The following is a 19,295-nucleotide window of genomic DNA, read 5'->3' as shown; positions in this document are numbered from 1 at the left end:
GTTTGCCGGGAGGTGTTCTTTATGGTTGCATCTTTAACGATGCCGTCGTAATTTGTGGATGGCAAATGGGGTTGATGTCCTGCTGATAAACAGCGTGGTGGCATTCCCCAATGCCGGATGTTGAACCAACCCCTCGCGCATGAAAGAGTCCTATAGCCATGGAAAGGTGTTGCTTTCGGGTGAATATTTGATGACGCATGGTGCTGTTGCCCTGGCTGTGCCTTTACGGCGAGGGCAATATTTTCAAGTGACCGAAGGTGCCGATGAAGGGCTTGTGTGGCAAAGCTACTGTAACGACCAGCTTTGTATGGAGGCACGTTTTTCGTCAAGCCTGGGGTTACTCTCATCAATGGATGACGAACGGGCATTGCTCCTGGCCGAGATTCTTGATAAAGCCCGCCGAATGTCGCATAAAGGAGATGATTTTTTTAACCGCAAGTTTGTGGTCACGCGCATTGATTTTGATCCCGATTGGGGATTTGGCAACGCCACAACTCTTATTGTCAATGTGTCGCGGTGGATGGGTATCGACCCCTTTCAGCTTTCGGCCATCACCAAGGAAGCCTCTAATTACGACATTGCCTGTGTGCTGAGTCATCATCCCATTTTATATTGCCGCGAAGGACATCAACCGCATGTGCAACAGGTTACTTTTTGTCCCGGGTTTGCCGATGAGCTTTGGTTTCTGTTTCTGGGGCAGGGACAAATGCATTCCTATCGATTGGGGCACGATAATGATTACGTCACTCCCGATGTCCGATTGGTGAGTCGCGTGTCGTTGCTGAGTCATCACATGGTAAGTTGTGGCGATGCTTCTACTTTCAGAGCGTTGATGGATGAGCATGAGCGCATTGTTGGTGAGTATATTGGTGAAACACCGGTAAAACAGCGCTTCTTTTCTGACTTTGTGGGCTCGGTAAAATCGTTGGGACTTTGGGGGAGTGATTTTGCCCTGGTGGCCAGTGATTGGGAGCATGCCCGCATATCGGATTATTTTGCCAATAAGGGGCTTGACGTGTTGTTTCCTTATCGCGAATTGGTTTTAAATGTCGAGTCATGAGTAGTTTAAATGATGCATATAACCTACAGCCGGTTGCCTGGAAAAGTCCCACGAATGTGGCCGTGGTGAAGCAGTGGGGGCAACTGGGGCTTCAATTGCCGGTGAATCCCTCGGTGAGTTTTACGCTCAATCGTTGCGCAGCGACCACGCGTGTCGATTTTCGACTGCGAAAGCGTACGGATGCGGTTCCTTTTTCTTTTTTGTGGAATGGCGAGCCCGAGGCCATGATGGATATTTTGCTCAAGCCCTTTTTTCAATATGTTTTTGAACGTTATCCAATATTGCGTGGGTATGTTTACGATGTGAGTTCATCGGGCGAGTGCTCCCGGCAATCCATTCGATCGATGACGGCTGCCATTGTCAGTTCGTTGGCGCTTTGTCTGGTGCAGTTGCATCACCGCTTGCAGGGCGACGAAAAGTGGCCCCGTCCCGACGAGGCCGGCTCCCTGGCGCGCCTTGGTTATGGCAGTGCCTGCCGTTCCATGCATGGCGGATGGATGATATGGGGTCGGACGCCCTACGTGGGGTTGTCGACCGACGATTCGGCTTATTCGATTAACGATTTGGTACACCCCTCGTTACATGCGTTGGGCGATACGCGTGTGTTATTACACAACGACACTCCATGCCGGGTCATTCCGGTGATTCCCCATGTAAATGATGCATCGGCGCTCACGGCGATGCGTGCGGCGCGAGCCTGTGAGAACACTCAAGAGCTGGTGGATGCCCTCAAGCAAGGTGATTTTTCAGTGTTTGCTCGCCTGTGTGAGCAGGAAGCCACCGAGATGCTGGCTTTGATGGAGCAGACGGCCTTGGCCTCGGCGTCGGTGCTGGAACGGCTTTATGTGCTTTTTGCCAAGGTGCAGCAATACCGCAGCCTCACATCGGTGCCGGTGTGCTACACGCTGGATGTGCATGCCTGCCTGCATTTGCTTTACCCCCTTTCGCACAAAGCGCAAGTGGTAAAGTGGGTGGATGAAGAATTCCTGATCGATGCGGATATTGCATCGGTGTGTCACGATGACATTGGTGCCGGCCCTCAACCCGTGCTTGTGAATTGACGGATTGGGGGCTGTTGCCCGTGGAGGGATGCCTGGTGGGAGGTTGTTGACGATGACCGGATGCATGACATCCCCGAGGGATAAAAAAATGATAAAAAAATTGGGGCGAGTACTTGGAGAAATCAAAAAAACCTCTACTTTTGCAACCGTTATCAAACGCGATAACCTTGGAGAGATGGCAGAGTGGTCGATTGCGGCGGTCTTGAAAACCGTTGAACTGCGAGGTTCCGGGGGTTCGAATCCCTCTCTCTCCGCTGATAAGAAATGCAAAACAATGCAAAATCCAGTAAGTCAACACTTACTGGATTTTTTGTTTGTGCAGATTGGTGCAAAAAAAGGCTATAAACACCCTTTTTTTGGTGGATTTTAGGTGGACTAACTTTTTGTGAATTTTAGTCCACCTGAAGGATTGAAAAACATCGAAATGCATCCAATGACTTAGATTTAAATTGCTGAAATAAAACTCATTGCGATAGTTTTAACATCCTAAAATTATTACCATGAGACAACAAATTGATGCAACAATTTTGTTCTTTATTAAAAGAACTAAGCTCTTAAAAAGTGGAGAAGCACCGATTTTTTTGAGGCTAACCATCAACCAGGAAAGAGCTGAATTCGGATTAAAGCTGAGTACCCTCCCCTACAATTGGTCAGAAAAAGAACAAAAAGTCATTGAAGGAAGACCCAATTCGAATGAAATCAACAAGACAATCATTCAACTTAAAAAACGAATTAATACCATCATTGACTATCTCGACAGTGAAGATGGAGAAATCAACTCAAGAATTGTCATCGAAAAAATTGCTGGCAAGAAAGAAAAGAAACGTACAATCCTTCAAATATTTGACGAACATAACTCAAACGCGAAGCAACTACTCAACATCGATTTTGCACAAGGAACAATTCAACGTTATGAAACAAGCTATATGCACACCCATGACTTCATCAAATGGCAATATCAACGAGAAGATTTACCATTGAATGAACTCAATCAACAATTCGTAAAGCAATATGAATTATATTTAAAAACGATCAGAAATTGTTCGCATAATACTACGGTTAAGTATCTTAAGAATTTTAAGAAGATTGTCCGAATTGCCTTAGCTAATAATTGGTTGAAAAATGATCCATTTGCATCTGTTAAATTCAAACTCAAACAAATAGATGCCATTTATCTTACTCAAGAAGAGCTGGATAAGATGATCAACAAAGACATATCAATCCCAAGAATTGCTCAAGTAAAAGATGTTTTCCTATTTTGTTGCTTTACCGGTTTAGCATTCTCTGATGTAAAAACGCTCAAAAAAGAACATTTAGAAATAGATAAGGAAGGAATAACTTGGATTCATAAAAAGAGAACAAAAACCAATCAGATGAGCACCATTTATGTCATTAAAGCTGCTCAAAAAATATTAAGAAAATATCAACGTTTCCCGGAATTAAAAGAAAATGGATATTTATTGCCAGTGCTAAGCAATCAAAAAATGAATGCATATCTCAAAGAAATTGCTGATATATGCGGTATTGACAAGCCGATAACAACACACACTGCCAGACATACATTTGCAACAACAATAGCGCTTGAGAATAACATCCCCATTGAAGTCGTTTCTAAAACTTTAGGACACTCAAACACAAAAATGACACAACGATACGCCAAAACAACGGAAGTATTAATTAAGAAAAATATGCAGAAAATTAAAAACCTGTATTAAAGCTAAAAAAAACAGGCTACAATACCCCAATGACAATTGTAGCCTGCTTTTTATTAAGCAAAATCAAGCAAACTGAAGCTTTTTCAACCTTTTGCGACCAATTTTGAACTTTCCGCGACCTTTCATCAGATATTATGAACTATTAGTGACCTTTTTCAATGACAACGTAAGCTTTAACTGAACATTTAAGGATAGAATCTATTGTTTCGCTGTCTTTTAACTATTTTTCGTTCACCTTTCTCTACCCCTCAAACACGTTTTTCATGTTTATTTCTCCAAGTTGTATTTGCAGTACCCATATTTTTCATAAAAATCTTAATTAAAAATATTCTAAGCATCAGCTTTCATCTCCACTACTGCATATTATCGTGACCGAATCATTCCATTTTCATAAATTATATCACTGGTGTACATTCCGGTTTATCCAGACTTCATATTTTTGTTAATTTTATTGATTATTTCATTTTAATTTTAGAATGATTGTATCAATCATTGCACTGAAAATACTTAACATGCATTTACGAATGGAGAAGAATACTACAAATAGATATTGTTATGCATCGATGTCTATTCTTCTGTGTCTGTTGCAATTAATAAGTTGCAATAGTTTTGAAAAAAAATCTCTGGCGACTGCATCCGATAATTGCGTTCTTCTTGTAGACAGTATCTCTAATAGTTATAAAATTAAGGAAATTGGGAATGTGCAAAATCTTGAAATATTAAATGGGTTAAAAGGGTTTCAATTTGGTATGAACAGCAAACTTCTGCATGAATGTATTACTCTTGAAAGGATCGATAATCAATTTAGTGTTGGATTTTATCAGAATTCTTTTAGTTTCCAAGATATAAGCTGGCATACTGTTTTATTAGCCTTTGAATACGACAAATTAATAGGGGTAGTAATTAATGGTAAAGTTGGTATTAAAACGTGTGAATTTCTTAGTACCGCAAATGAAGGCAGTCCTTATGTCTTACAAAGAAATTTCATAAAACTATTGGGACTCCCTAATTATAAACCATTAACAATAGTCGATAAAAAATTAAGCAATACATCTTTGTTTATGACTTACAATTTCAAAGATAAAAAACCAACTCGAGAAAGTTTATCTTCATTGCTATCTGATTTATCGCATACACAACAAGAATCGTCAATTAACCCAATACAAGTATACATCAGTGACCTCACTAGAGATTTTACAAACCGCGAAAAACCTCAAGCTTGTAAATTGCAATTAGAATATTATGAAACTTTAAAAATGACATCATCATGGGAAAGTTCAATTTTTTTAAAAATTGACTACGCAAGGAATAGGATGATTGAAACATCTGTTGCTGAAATGCGTAAGTATAATGGTGAAACCGTTGTTGCGTTCTCTGATTACAACTTCAATGATACTTGGGATATTAATATTAGCATGTTTGCCAATAGAGGTTCATTTAATTCGTTTAACAGAGTTAACGAGCAAAATATTCTTAAAAAAGCAGTAGAGAAAGCCAAAAATGAAAACTTTGCAAATACAAAAAAGCTAATCGATGGCTTTTGAGTGAGCTATAATTTATTGATATTTAATTCTTTTGTATTCCGATTATTTCACCATTCAATGCCACACAACTTGAAATGCATCGACAATATCGGTACACGTTATAAACTTTTCGCCGATGGTAAATCATCTCAGCTTCCACCCACAAACTAAGGTTGTAGGTACTCTTTTAAATATCTCTAATCTCGCTCCCTTTACGTGTTTTCTATTTAACCAAAGCAAAACAGCACTGAATAAGCAATATGAATAAATACCTATTAGCCTTAATATTAGCATCCTCAACATTATTTGCTTTGGCACAATACAAATCAAATACGCACACAAAACGATGTAACAGCAGCCACTGCAAAATTACCAGAGTATCAATTGGTAAAGAAAAAACAATGGTTGAGTTTAATGTGAAATCTCCTTATATCAATAGTGACTCAACTCTTATAATTAGTCTATCAGATTCTCTTTATATCCAAGACTGTGCAACCAAACGCAAGTACTATTTGATAAAGTCAAATGCAGCAACAGTCTATCCCAATAAATATCAGTTAAAAGAAAAAGAATCCTTCAATTTCAGTTTGGAATTTAAACCCATACCTCAAAACTGTACTTTAGTTAATATCATTGACAATTCCGAATTGGGAGGCTTTAATTTTTACAAAGTCAAGATCGTGAATTTAAATGAGTTAAACAAAACCGTCACTCCCAATCCTTCGATTTTTGAATTTGGGTTATGAAATTATCATGTGAATTGTGATTTTATCGGTCGATAAATAATTATACAGGGTGTCTTTGGTCGCCCTGTCTTTTTTTTGCAATTAACGATGTTGTTATTGGTTGTAAGTTCATTTTTGCGACACAAACCCAGTTATATCATTGTCTCTGTTGACAATACCAAATTGAATGATCAATTTTGAAATTTTGCTTCTCTCAATGGTTACCTTTTCAAGCTTTCTGCATTAATAGAAAAAAGCATCTATGGAAGATTTAAAAATCATCGAATTTATAAGACAAGGTTCTCACTCCAAAGCCTTGAATTGCTTATACAAAAATTATCCTGCTTTTAAAACGAAGTTCATCAAAACGGGGGGTGCAAAAATAGATGCAGAAGATATTTTCCAACAAGCTCTCCTCATTTTGATTGAGAAACTTTTAGATGAAAAATTCACTTTAAAATGCTCGCTGAATACTTTCTTATTCAGTATTTGCAAAAACCTAACCAACGAACATTTTCGAAACAAGGGTAAAACGATTCCTTTTGTTGCTGACCACGAAAGTGCTGAATTTGATGTGAATATCGACACTTTTATCGAACGAGAGAAAAAACACAATACCCTCAACTCCGTCTTAAATCAAATGGGTGAAAGATGCATGAAGATCCTTTCTATGTATTATGCTCAAGGTCTTTCAATGGCTGAAATGGCAAAATACATCGGACTTAAAAGTGAAACATCGGCAAAAACCCAAAAATATAAGTGTCTGATGAAGGCGCGTGAATTGGTTTCTGAAATAATTGATCATCCAGTAAACATAGAACAATGAGAACTGAACTTGAACGAACTAAAAGAATTGAGGACTATATTTTAGGCAGGTTAACGGGCGTTGATAAATCCGTTTTTGAAGCCCAACTTGCGTCAGATCGTCAACTAAAACGTGATGTCGAGATTCAAAGTACCCTCATCGACATCATAAAAACAAACCATCTGAAAAGCACCATTCAAGATGCCGGCACGCATTTTCATCATCGCTATCGCTTCTCATTTAAAAACCCAAAATTCAACATCGTCATTATCGCCATCGTGGCCGCTGCGTTTCTGACTTACCATCTGTCTCACAAGGTTGTAATGGTAAATGCTGAGAACTCTTCTAACCCTACAGACTCATCTATTATAATCGAACAAACCATCGGTATCGCTGAAAAACCTTATCTGGTCGATACTTTAAAGGCGAATGTTCCTGACGAAAATACGATTCGATTGACCAACGATGAGCCAATTTATCCTTCAACTACAAAAGCTGATGTCAAGGACATATTGGGTAAAGTGATGAATCATCAAAGCTTCACCATCAACAATTCAACAGGCGGTATCATTAAAGGTCAAAACGGCACTCAATTTTTTTTCCCTCCGGATGCTTTCAATGCCCCTTCAACAAAAGCGAATGAATCAATTGAAATACAGGTTATCGAATTCGTTTCAAATAGCGATTTGATGCGTATCGGGTTGTCCACGTCCCTCAATGACGGGACGACTCTTGAAATAGGTAATGCGTTTTATATTGAAGCCTATTCTCAAGGCGAAAAATTGCAATTGCACCAGGACAAAACCATTCAAATTGCCTTACCTAGACAGCGCAACTCTTCTGATGAAGAAGTACGCAATATGATGATTGCATTTGTTGGCACTTCGAAAAAGAACCACATCTATTGGAAACCGGATCCAATCACGGATAAGTTTCTAATAACAAGTATCGCATACCAGAAAAATGGTTTTACCATCAATGATTTTTCAAATATACAACCCATCGCCCCTGCCACCCTCGATTCATTAGCGGCCATGGATCCCTTCGACTCATTTCTTTCTCTGGGTTTTCGAGCAACCAAAGAGGAATGGATTGTCCAAATGCCCCACGGGCAGGTTAATTGCGAGTTTCAATATAATCAAGCGGATAAGGATGTTGTAATGACCAGCGTAAGTAAGAACATGCACCCTGATTTTAAAAACAGGCTCTTGGGGTATGCCGACCATTACAAACGCAAAAGCGCATTTAGTGACTTAGTGAATAGAAAATACCGCTTCTATTTAACCACATTGATAGATCCTCTCTATTATGAAAAATCGAAGTTCAATACCACCACAAGCCATGTGGTTTTAGTGTCAAAATTGGGTTGGATCAGATGCGATAAAATGGCCGGTTATTCGACTGAAACCACCACAATGCTAAAAAAATGAATCCGCTGACTGTAATATCATCAGAATTGTCAAAGTCAATTGTGATGTGAGGGGGTCAGCTAACCGATAAATCAAGATTGCCGCAAAACCATCTCAGACAACTATTGGTGTTAACGAACTATTGTAAAAAAACCAATCACCTAACTAAAAAACACAACTATGAACAAATTGATATTGGTAATCCTTTTCTGTGGTTTGTCATTGAACATCTATTGCAATACAAATCCCCGACAGTGGTTCGATACTCAATATACCGATGCTTTATATCAATGCACTTCCAATAAAGCACTCATAAATAAAGCACTCATGCAATGTGATATTCCGGTTCATGAAGCCATATCTATTGTTTTTCCCGAGATGCTGCGCTACTCTCTATGGCGTGATCTGTTTGAAACAACTGCCTTGCAACTGCTTTATGTGAACAGAGGAAGCAAAGCCGCCGATTTTTCAATTGGTTGGTGCCAGATGAAACCTTCTTTTGCCGAAAAAATTGAGCATTATATTTCCGGTTCCGATAATTTATGTTTGAAATACAGCGATTTAGTAAAGTTTGATGTCCCAAACTCCGACTCTGCACAAATCAGAAAAATAAGAGTCACAAGACTCCAACTCTTTAAGTGGCAATTGCGTTACCTCAGTGCATTCATTGCCATCTGCAATCATCGGTTTTCCCATGAAAATATTGACACTCACGATCGATTGAAGCTTCTTTCGGCTGCTTACAACAAAGGAATCGATTGCGACATCAACGACTTAAAGGATTTTTCTAAGAAAAAAACCTTTCCATACGGCCCGGGACGCGAAAACCCCTTTGCATATTCTCAAGTGGCTGAGTACTTCTTTGTGAACGATGCCCCAAAAATCATTCTAACCCCAAACTAACCTTCCGATGATGTCACTTCATAAAACACCATAAAGGACACTACGTTATGTGCACCAAACGATAATCAGCATAACCAAGTATGATTTCCTAATTAGAGTAATTACTATAATACATGGATGAAAGCATTCTTTTACAACCTCTTAATTAAATACAAACAGATGAAAACAACACATTTATTCAACATGCTTGGCATCTCCATGATGCTTTTATTAGTGAGTTGCAACAGCAACACAACGTTTAAAATTGAACCCCCAATCACCAAGCTGGATCCTCCATTTACCGAACTTGCTTACAACCCTTTGGCCGACTCAACATTTTGCCTGCCCAATGGCACAAAAATCAAAATTATCGCTTCAAGTTTATGCGATAGCGTTGGCAATCTACTATCATCTCCTTGTGTATTAAAATTCAGGCAATTTGACAATGCGGTTTCAATATTCCTGGCCGGAATGCCCATGAGATATCTCAAATCGGAGGATAACATGTCACTCGAAACTGCCGGCATGTTCGAACTTCGTGCTAGCTCTAATGGTAAATCGGTAAACATCATACACGACAAACCAATTACCATTACCATTGGCAGTAACTTTACCGACACGCGTCAGGGATTTTTTAAAATGGATGACAATACAGGCGATTGGCAACTGATCGGCATTCCTTCTTGGCAATATAACCCCACTGTCGATTCATTAAAAAAACACCTCTCATCATTAAAACCTGAATATTCCATCCCCCTACCTCCAAACTTTTATGTATTTGACTTGCAACGCATGGCTGATGTCTTTCTGGGCGATGATTACAATCGCATCAATAAAGCAAACATGCGTGCAATGGTCGAAAACATGAAAAAATATGGCTTGCAACCCCTCGATGTCAGTTTCAATTCAAATCCTACCATTATTCTCGACGGCAATCGTTACGATTATGGCGAAATTCTTTGGAAATCTGATGCACCACTGCAAATCCCCAATTGGGTTAAAACCAACTGGGGGTGGAATTACAATCAACAAACTAAAAAGTATGACGAATTGTCGTCAATCCAAAAAATCAATGCCAATAAATATCGATTTTCAATCAAAGATACCAAAGAGAATCGTCAGTTCTCGTTCATTCTTGAAGTCGTTTCCCATCTGCGCTATCTGCTGCGATACACGCCCGAACAATTGATGGCTAAACAAAAAGAGTGTGAATTGGAAATCGCCGAAACAGAACGAATTATTCGAAATACCCGTTTAATTGAATACACCACCGAACTCTATTCAATGGGTGTTTTCAACTTCGACAGACCTGTGTATTACAGTCAAATGAAACCAACATTGAACTTTACAATCAACAATGTGCCGGTAAAAAATTCAGATATCAAAAAAGTGGCCGTATTCAACAGCAATCTCACCAGCGTCTCCTATGCTGATTCCTACAACCCGGTTGTTTGCCCATTCTTTTTGGGAACCAACAAAATAATATTAATCACTCAATCGGGCGAGATTGGAATCTTTACGGGTGCCGAATTCGATCAGTTAATGTCAACCGACAAATTTAATGCTGACGAAATTACTATTGATTTAAAAGCCGTTAAAGTCGATAGCCCTGATGAATTAAGGTCGATTCTTTAATTGAATCCCTTATGGTAAGCTATTAATTCTGATGTCTGTTAATTTTCAGCGCTATTAATAAACTTACTTTAAATGCCTCTAAATCAAAGCAACTAATCCTTCATGAATATAATTTATGGAATCGTTGTTGCCCAAATAAAGATTTTTACACAGTATATTAATAACAATAAAGGCCTAAAAAATGAAAAACATTGCATTGCTATTATTCCTATTTGTTTTTGTTTCATGCTCTTCTAGTGATTCTGATGAAGATGATGCGGTTAAAAATCTTGGTTATTATAAAGGTATGTCATATTCGGATTATGAGTATACAACAGGTTTAAATGTTGTTGATAAAAAAATGAAGCATCATTATTCTGGCCTGAAGGATCTTTATACATTGCCAAGCTTTAATTATTTTGAAGGAAATGGAGCCACCGTTGTTAATAGAGAAGATTATGTGGAAAGCAAAGGCTTTTATCCAACTTTGAATTTTGTCTTTTATGGTGGTAAATTAGTGACTATTAAAGTGTCATTTAATCATTGGGGTACAATAAGAAGTAACGAATCACCAATGCTTTATGAAAGTGAAGAAGAAATGGTGATGTCTGAAATTGTGAAATACTTTGAGAAAATGAATATCGATGCAACTTTTGAGTTGACCCCATATAATGAGCCAAATTCTTATGTGATTAATCATAGAGAAATAACTGGTATAGTAAATTTGTAAATTTGTCTTTTCAAATGAAGAAACTTAATAATTTGATTGATTAAGATCTTTTACCTGGAGCGAGTTTGCTACGTGTAATCCGATACTTTAGTTAATACCACCTGTATATTCATTTAGATGTCTGCTAACTTTATGCTACCAATATATACATGCTTAGTATAGCTCACAATCTACCCATCTTAATAACACTACAAATTCAATTTACTGGAATGGTTTTGAAGAGTAACTATACATGCTTTAAAACATATTTATGAAAACATTTCATTTGTTATTGCAATGTGGTTTAATGCTACTTTTAATCATTTTTGAAATGCAAACAATTGGAAGGAATATTAACAGGCAAGCGTTAGGTAATCAACAACTTGAGTGACATCCGATTTTCCTGGTTTTAAATATGAACAAGCTAAATTAACTTTTTTGTGTAAGTCGTGTGAACAACATCTAGCTATTTAGTTTTGGATATATCATGTTATCCCACATGTCTAGCATTAATAACGTTTAGTGAGATGATTTGTGGCCAGGCAATAACATTAAAATTATTTGAATGCCCTAAATAGTAATCCCTACTGATTGCTTTGCTTCTTGAATGGGGAGAGCATTGGTATTATTAATTAGTAACCACCAATGCAAAAAAAGCGACAGCACTATATTTTGCGACCAATAATATGGTTAATGACAGAAAATTTTTGAATCAATTTATATAAAATGGCTACATATACTATTGTAATTTACAGTCTAATAATTGGCTGGACACTTTTCTCAATTTACTATATATATCGAGTTTGGACTCAGAAACGGGTTGTAAGTTATGTATATGAATCTATTCCAACAGTTTTTACAACACTTGGAATATTAGGAACATTTGTAGGCATTTATTTCGGACTACAAAATTTTGATGTCGATAAGATTACAGAAAGTATACCATCACTATTGGACGGTATGAAAACAGCATTTTCCACTTCAATTTGGGGTATTGTTTTGTCTTTAATCTTTGGAAAAGTATCTCAAATTATACTGCATGGCGTAGATAAAAAATCGCCACCAAAACCCACCGACGAACTTGCAGCTTTGCAAGAAATTTCATTGTTATTAAAGGAGGGGAATAAGCAATCAAACGAGAATTTTCTTCAACTCAACAAATCCCTTATTGGCGAAACTGATGATAGTATATCAACACAAATTTTTAAGCTAAGAAATCAGTTTGCAGAATTGCATAACAAACAAGATATTCAAAATAAAACAATAGAAAAAGTTCAATTAGCACTTGGTGGTGATGGAGAAACAAGTTTACTAACGCAAATACAGAAATTAAGAGCTGAACAGAACGAATATTCAAAAGAGACCAAGAAAAACATTGATTGGATTATTGAATCAATGAATAAGAATAATGAATTGATTCGCCAGAAATTCGATGAGTTTTCAGAACTCTTAGCTAAGAACAATACAGAAGCTTTAGTGGAAGTGATGAAAAGTGCAACGGAACAATTTAACACTCAAATGTCTGCACTAATTGAAAGGCTTGTGCAAGAAAACTTCCAAGAATTAAATAATAGTGTTCAACGGATGAACAAATGGCAGGAAGAGAATAAAGAGATGATTTCAGAATTGACAAATCAATTCAAAAAGGTATCAGGAGATTTTGAAATTTCAGCAACTTCAATTAAAGAGATAACCGTTAACACAACCAAGTTAACGAATGAAAACAGTCATTTGACGAAGCTAATCAAAGAACTGCAAAAAGTGATGGTTGACGATACCAAGTTTACTGAGATTGTTTCGAATCTTACTAGTACGGTCGAAATCCTTAAAGAAAATACTGAAGCATTTGACGAAACGACTAACAAATTAAACCAATGGATTTTAGATGAGCATAACTTTAAAGAGTCGGTTGAAATTCTCATTGATAGACTAAAAGAGATTGAGGAAATAAAATCTATTGATGGTGAATTTTGGAAAAAAACTAAGACACAATTAAATGAAGGACTCGGAATAATTACAAAAGCCTCAAGCGAAATTAGAAATAATTTAGACGAAGTAAATGCAGAATTTCAAATCCAATTAAAGCTGACACTAACAAGCCTTGATGAGTTGATTCAAAGACTTATTAAAAAGAATATTTAATTGAGTTATGGCAATTTCTAAAGGAAATAATAAGGGAAACGAAAATAATTGGATATCCTTCTCGGATATTATGACAGGCTTGATGGTTATATTTATGTTTATAGCCATTTCTTATATTATTGAAGTTCAGAATAAACAAAAAGAACGAGATGTGATTTTTGAAGAATTTAAGGCAACTAAGGAACAACTTTATTCAGAGCTTGAAAACACATTCAAAGACGATTTTAAAGAGTGGCAAGTTGAATTAGATAAAGACCTTTCTATAAAATTTACAAATCCCGAAGTATTATTCGAATCAGGACAAACCAACATTCGACCTTATTTCTCAACCATTTTGGATGATTTTTTGCCTAGATATTTTGACATTCTTCTTCAAGTAAAATACACAGACAAAATTGCAGAAATTAGAATTGAAGGGCATACTGATACCGTTCCTGCATATCAATATGACAGAGACTCATATATTGGCAATGTTATTTTGTCCCAGTTACGTTCTGCCCAAGTTTTAAAGTACTTCAGAGATATGGAATATTACCAAAACTTGAACAATAAAACAGAACAAAAGCTTCAATTTTGGTTAACAGCTAATGGCTTGTCATACGGCAGAACATTAGATGACAATAAAGAATTAACTGTAGTAAGCGGTAAGCCTGCCAATAATAAATTCTCAAGAAGGGTTGAATTTAGGATAATTACAACTAGCGAAAGTCTTGTTGACAAGGTAATAAAGGAACTTTCAAAATGAATTTACACGATTTTAATATAAGCCATAGTTTTCTTGATTCCATTGGGATTAAACGTCTTGATGAATATGAAGATAATGTTTTCATTGGGACTAAAGACTTTACAGAAGAGGAAAAAAAGAAAAATATAGAATGGAGAATTGATGGTGTTTATTTAAATGTAAATGGTATTTGGCAAAAAGGATATTTTATCAATAAAGACTATAAGGTTCAAGAAAACAGATTGCCAAAATATCATTTAGTTGAATGTTCAACGATTCAGTCTTTCAAAGCTAATGGCAAGTTTGACAAATACTATAATTGGTCAAACACCAAATGTGTCACTATTACTGAACGGTTTTCATACCCCAAAATTTATTATGAGGATGTTGTTCTTGAGCTATGTGCTAATTGCAAAGCTAAACTAAAAGAGAATGGTCAGTCAATATTAAAAAACACAGTAGATTTTTACAATTCGTTAGATTTAGTCCCAAAAAGAAAGATTGAAAAACCTTCTGAAAATACTGATATATTCGGTAGGCCATTTAATTGGCAAAAAATTTCAACTGCTTATAAGAAAACTGTTGATTATACTTGTGAAAATTGTGGTTTTGGAGGTTCAGACCTTGAAAACACTTACGACAAACGATTTATAGATACCGACCATATAATTGGATACCAATTAACAAATACCGACACTTCCAATCTACAATGTCTTGACAAATTATGTCACTATTACAAGCACATTAATGATGGCGGAGAATTTAACAAAAGGAGAATGTTGATTGAGCTAAAAACTTTTGTAAATAAATACAGGCATATTTTAGAAATTAAAAATACGGAACTCTTAAACAGATTTGACAGTGAAAACGGATGACAAATATCGAAAACAGTAGGCCAGACGCTCAGTGTCATGTATAAAACATTTGTGGTTAAGTGGTTGTGTTAGTTGTTCTGCAACGTCAGGCAGAGCCGATGCCCGCAATCCCCGAAGCTGGCGCGCGTTTGTGTCGGCGGATAGGGCCGAAGCCCGCAATCCCCAACGTTGTATACATGTACCGATGATAAAACATATGACTTGCAGTGTAAAACTGCAATCTGAAGACTCGCGTTGTGCGAAGACTCCGCCTATGCATTCTTATGTTTGCGGCCTTCGGCAAGTACTCATCAATACACCGTAGTCCGTACATGGGATGTGTTGAGTGTAAAAAATAATGTTTGGAATCGAATAGAAACAACCCAAAGAAATGATAAACAAAATCGGATTTAAAAACATAAAGGTTTTTAGCCAATATACAGAAGTAGACCTGATGCCGTTTACAATTCTCACAGGCACAAACAACAGTGGTAAAAGTGCTCTTCAAAAAATTCTTACTCTATTAAAACATGGCTATTTAACTGGCAGCAAATTGCGCATAGAAAGGTTAAATATCACACCCGATTTAGCTGCCGAAATTGGTAGTTTCGAAAACTTAATCAATAGAGAATCTGGCAATAAGAAATTCGAACTAACCTTTTTTAATAGAGTAGAATTAAGAGCAAATAAAAAGGGCACTTCTAATAATATTGATTGTAAATCATCGTATTATGCCAGCACCAAAACAACCTTAACCTACCAAGTTACCAACGATGCGAATAGAGCTGATTTAATAGCATGTACACAAACGTTGAGCAATGGTGCAATCCTTCATTTCGAGATAGAACCAACAACTTATGATCCAGGAGCAGTTGACGTTGCTGTTAATGATCTGATATTAGATGACTATAGATGGGTTATAAAAAACATTGACTTGCAAACAATTGCCAGCACCATAAGACCTAGTATGCTAGCAGAGAAAATACAGTTACTTGCAAAAGACGGAACCAAGCCAAATAAATCAGCAATTGATGACTTATTAGTGAACACCCAACTTGCAACAAATGTACTTGGCAGCGAGGGGGTGTTTTATTCAAATACGCAATCACCACAACAAATCGAACTACGCACCATTCTTGCTAATAACAATATCTTTACGGAGGTGGATTTTATATCGGCATACAAATTATTTGAGGAGAAATTACTATTGTACACCTTAAATAACAATTGGTTTTCTATTGGTGTTTTTGAACCGGAAGATGTTATTAGTCAAGCTAGCAGTGGCAGTGGTAGATGGAATAATTTCAAGGGGGCTTGGCTGGAAATTTTAACAAATGAACCCTTTATTGGCGACACAATTGGTAAAATTCTGATTGAAACTGGCGAAGCTAAGACTTTATTTGACCCGGTAATAGATGAAAACACATCTAGCCTTCAAAAATTTTTTAATTATACAGAGTCATATAGCCTCAATCATATCATGCACTTAGGGCAAGGGATTTCTGCTTTGATAAAAGCATTACGCCAACAAATGGGGCGTATTAACTTAAGTGAAGATAAAATTGAAGTTAAACGCTATTACTTAACCAACGACAGTAGCAATTCTTTGTTTTTTAAGTATGCCAATACAAAGCTCTTACCGCACAAAGCCCAAGCTAAAGAATTATTTATTAACCAATGGCTAAAAGCATTCGATATTGCCGATGCGCTGAAGATCGAACCCATACTGTTTAGTGATGCAATACTTGGATATGCCTACTACGTAAAACGAAACGGCAAATTTGAACCAATGGTCGATAATGGTCTAGGCATCAATAAAATCATCCATTTAATAATTCGACTAGCCTTTGCCGACAACCGCAGTATAATTATACTCGAAGAACCAGAAGCCAATTTGCACCCTGCCTTTCACAGCTTATTGGCAGAAATGCTGGTAAACAGTAGCGTTGGTAAAACATTTGTAGTTGAAACACACAGTGAATATTTTATAAGAAAACTACAATACCTTGTTGCCAAACAGGAAGTTAAGCCAGATGATGTTAATATTTTGTATTTTGAAAATCCTCACAAGAATTATGAGGGTGAACAAATTAAACGACTAGAGATGAGACCAGACGGCATTTTGAAACAAGATTTTGGCACTGGTTTTTTCGATGAATCGGTTCGGTTGACCGTTGATTTATTGAAGTTGCAAGCGTCAAATTGAAACCTATGAAGACGTATATTGACGTAATGCTTTTGAAGGATTTTTTTCAAAAACAGCCCCCACAAGCCCCGCTTGGAGAGTTAGAGGAAATAGAATTGTGGAATAGCTTTTGGAAGTTTTTAAAGAAAGAGACAGACCTGTGCATCATTAACCCCCTAGATGAATTAATTACCAACCCTCTCTATGGTCATTTTATCAATGGTCTGACCCAAGGACGTGGAGTTGCCAAGTTTACACACGAACCACTTAAAACTTATAAGCATGAACTGAAAAGCGAATCCCCATTTTCAGTCTATTTCTTGAATGAATCAGATGATGCTGAAAAGATGAAATTTCGGAAAAAGAATGGTTTTGTGATAGGTTTCAATGATGATTATATCGACGGTTGGTCAAAGCTGAAAATGCTCCACTTGCCAACGTCTATTCCAATTCGCAAAACCATAAACGATTGTATCATTAAGACATGGTATGACTTAAAACCTTTTATACTGCCTTTTACGGATGTTGTGATGGTGGATTCTTATATCCTATCAGACCCATCACTCGTACCATCCAATTTAGAGCAGATAATGAAAGTATTGGATGAAAGCACGCCGGTTAAATATAATTTCACGTTGGTAACTTTCGAAGGTGGCAGGAAAGGTCAAATTGATTATTACTACGATATGTTGCTCGGGATTAAAAGGCGTCATGGCTTAAAAGCGACTATTAGTCTATTATTGTGTGATTCGGTTTGGAAAGAACACGATCGGTTTATCATGACGAATTATACAAGGTGGACTTCGGGGGATTCGTTCAACTATTTTGATGCCAAAGGTCAACTAGTGACCAAGGGTACCGAAATGCATGTACTGCCACTAGTGGACCCAGAACTGCATCAATCATCCAGCTCCATCCTTCAATCATTGCGGCTATTGATAGCTCAATATAGCCAGCACAATGCATCTCAAAGGGTAAAAGGTGAAATTGAGAAAAACAAGTTACTTTACGATTGCAGATAATGATCCAATGTCGTTTAGTTAGTGAATTGTAATAACGCCTCAGCTAAGCGTAGTTTTCTTTTTCGCTCGGCGAATGTCTTTGACTTCGCCTAATCCTAACTAGCAGTTTGTAACTGCCCATAGCTATTCGGAGTGTAAGCATTCGGCCAACCCCGTCTTGTTTTGCAAACAACTGAGAGATGGTCATTGAGAGTTTCTCCAAAACATTCAGAGAACTATGATAAGCTTAGGAGACGACCTTAATAATGATTGGCTTTTTGTGTATTGAAGTTTTGGGGGAGCAGTTCGGCTTGGTCTTTGTGCGTAGTCTTTGTCGTAATTGTGAATGTTTACCCAAAAGAACACCATTCATTGGCTCCAGTTTGTAACCCGTGTGCGTTCTTCCTCCTCATTTTTCCTTCTCTGCTTTACTAATTTTTTCCCACCGTAAGACATCTACCAACCTAAATCTTTGCAGCAAAAGAGGCTACGCAGCATACGGCCATCCGATAGCGGTAATCCTCCCTTGTTGGTGCCGCTTTGAACAATGTGCCTTTTTATTGATTTTAGCCATTCTTTTTAATCCGATGCCTATTAGGTTCAGACTTCTTGCACATAACACGTCAAAACTAGCACACTCATTAATATATCCTAAAATTTGCTTTATTAAATCAAGGTTGATATCTTTATTTAAAACCAAAAATCAAGATATGGAAACCCTCACTCCCAATTACATACATGACAAAAATAGCATCGATCAACTCTTTAATAACAGTCTGATTCTACGAACTTCAGAAGACTTTATAAAGTATGTTGAGTTTATAAAACGTTTCGATCATTATTCACGATATAACGTCATGTTGGTGTTTATTCAAAATCCGGCTGT

Annotated in this window: 15 protein-coding genes and 1 tRNA gene; all 16 read left to right on the top strand. The window is 37.1% G+C overall.

The window, feature by feature from the left end; genetic code table 11:
• Positions 1-139: 139 nt before the first annotated feature.
• The 16 genes from LX69_RS11220 to LX69_RS11145 all read left to right on the top strand — a co-directional run bounded on the left by LX69_RS11220 (position 140) and on the right by LX69_RS11145 (position 18,430).
• Positions 140-1,060, top strand: a complete 921-nt coding sequence (locus LX69_RS11220) for a GYDIA family GHMP kinase (RefSeq protein WP_111446149.1) — start codon at positions 140-142, stop codon at positions 1,058-1,060.
• On the top strand, positions 1,057-2,121 hold the full coding sequence (locus tag LX69_RS11215) for a diphosphomevalonate/mevalonate 3,5-bisphosphate decarboxylase family protein (protein WP_111446148.1): 1,065 nt from the start codon (positions 1,057-1,059) through the stop codon (positions 2,119-2,121). The genes LX69_RS11220 and LX69_RS11215 overlap by 4 nt, the downstream gene beginning before the upstream one ends.
• A 169-nt stretch (positions 2,122-2,290) precedes the next feature.
• A tRNA-Ser gene (locus tag LX69_RS11210) sits at positions 2,291-2,375 on the top strand.
• 246 nt (positions 2,376-2,621) lie between these two features.
• The gene (locus LX69_RS11205; RefSeq protein ID WP_111446147.1) at positions 2,622-3,836 is read left to right on the top strand and encodes a site-specific integrase; all 1,215 of its coding nucleotides are present in this window, start codon (positions 2,622-2,624) and stop codon (positions 3,834-3,836) included.
• 524 nt (positions 3,837-4,360) lie between these two features.
• Positions 4,361-5,380 (top strand): hypothetical protein, encoded by a 1,020-nt coding sequence (locus LX69_RS11200; RefSeq protein WP_146260716.1) that lies wholly within the window; start codon positions 4,361-4,363, stop codon positions 5,378-5,380.
• 239 nt (positions 5,381-5,619) lie between these two features.
• Positions 5,620-6,105, top strand: a complete 486-nt coding sequence (locus LX69_RS11195) for a hypothetical protein (protein ID WP_146260715.1) — start codon at positions 5,620-5,622, stop codon at positions 6,103-6,105.
• A gap of 241 nt (positions 6,106-6,346) precedes the next feature.
• Positions 6,347-6,910, top strand: a complete 564-nt coding sequence (locus LX69_RS11190) for an RNA polymerase sigma factor (protein WP_111446144.1) — start codon at positions 6,347-6,349, stop codon at positions 6,908-6,910.
• Positions 6,907-8,319 (top strand): hypothetical protein, encoded by a 1,413-nt coding sequence (locus LX69_RS11185; RefSeq protein WP_111446143.1) that lies wholly within the window; start codon positions 6,907-6,909, stop codon positions 8,317-8,319. The genes LX69_RS11190 and LX69_RS11185 overlap by 4 nt, the downstream gene beginning before the upstream one ends.
• Positions 8,320-8,478: 159 nt before the next feature.
• Positions 8,479-9,201, top strand: a complete 723-nt coding sequence (locus LX69_RS11180; RefSeq protein ID WP_111446142.1) for a hypothetical protein — start codon at positions 8,479-8,481, stop codon at positions 9,199-9,201.
• A 159-nt stretch (positions 9,202-9,360) separates the two neighbouring features.
• On the top strand, positions 9,361-10,815 hold the full coding sequence (locus LX69_RS11175) for a hypothetical protein (RefSeq protein WP_146260714.1): 1,455 nt from the start codon (positions 9,361-9,363) through the stop codon (positions 10,813-10,815).
• Between the two features lie 181 nt (positions 10,816-10,996).
• Positions 10,997-11,524 carry a hypothetical protein gene (locus tag LX69_RS11170; protein ID WP_111446140.1) on the top strand — a complete coding sequence of 176 codons (528 nt, stop codon included), beginning with the start codon at positions 10,997-10,999 and terminating at the stop codon, positions 11,522-11,524.
• Between the two features lie 705 nt (positions 11,525-12,229).
• Complete coding sequence (locus tag LX69_RS11165; RefSeq protein ID WP_111446139.1) at positions 12,230-13,645, top strand: MotA/TolQ/ExbB proton channel family protein; 1,416 nt, start codon at positions 12,230-12,232, stop codon at positions 13,643-13,645.
• 7 nt (positions 13,646-13,652) lie between these two features.
• A complete protein-coding gene (locus LX69_RS11160; RefSeq protein WP_111446138.1) occupies positions 13,653-14,390 on the top strand; it encodes an OmpA/MotB family protein in 738 nt (245 codons plus the stop codon).
• Complete coding sequence (locus tag LX69_RS11155) at positions 14,387-15,244, top strand: HNH endonuclease signature motif containing protein (RefSeq protein ID WP_111446137.1); 858 nt, start codon at positions 14,387-14,389, stop codon at positions 15,242-15,244. Before LX69_RS11160 ends, LX69_RS11155 begins: the two co-directional genes overlap by 4 nt.
• Before the next feature lie 370 nt (positions 15,245-15,614).
• Positions 15,615-17,429, top strand: a complete 1,815-nt coding sequence (locus LX69_RS11150) for a DUF3696 domain-containing protein (RefSeq protein ID WP_111446136.1) — start codon at positions 15,615-15,617, stop codon at positions 17,427-17,429.
• 5 nt (positions 17,430-17,434) lie between these two features.
• On the top strand, positions 17,435-18,430 hold the full coding sequence (locus LX69_RS11145) for a hypothetical protein (RefSeq protein ID WP_111446135.1): 996 nt from the start codon (positions 17,435-17,437) through the stop codon (positions 18,428-18,430).
• The last annotated feature ends 865 nt before the right edge of the window (positions 18,431-19,295 follow it).

This window comes from Breznakibacter xylanolyticus, from assembly GCF_003254275.1.
In the GTDB taxonomy this organism is placed as follows: Bacteria; Bacteroidota; Bacteroidia; order Bacteroidales; family Marinilabiliaceae; genus Breznakibacter; species Breznakibacter xylanolyticus.
The sequence above is the reverse complement of the archived record's forward strand: the minus strand, read 5'-3'. Positions and strand labels throughout refer to the sequence as shown.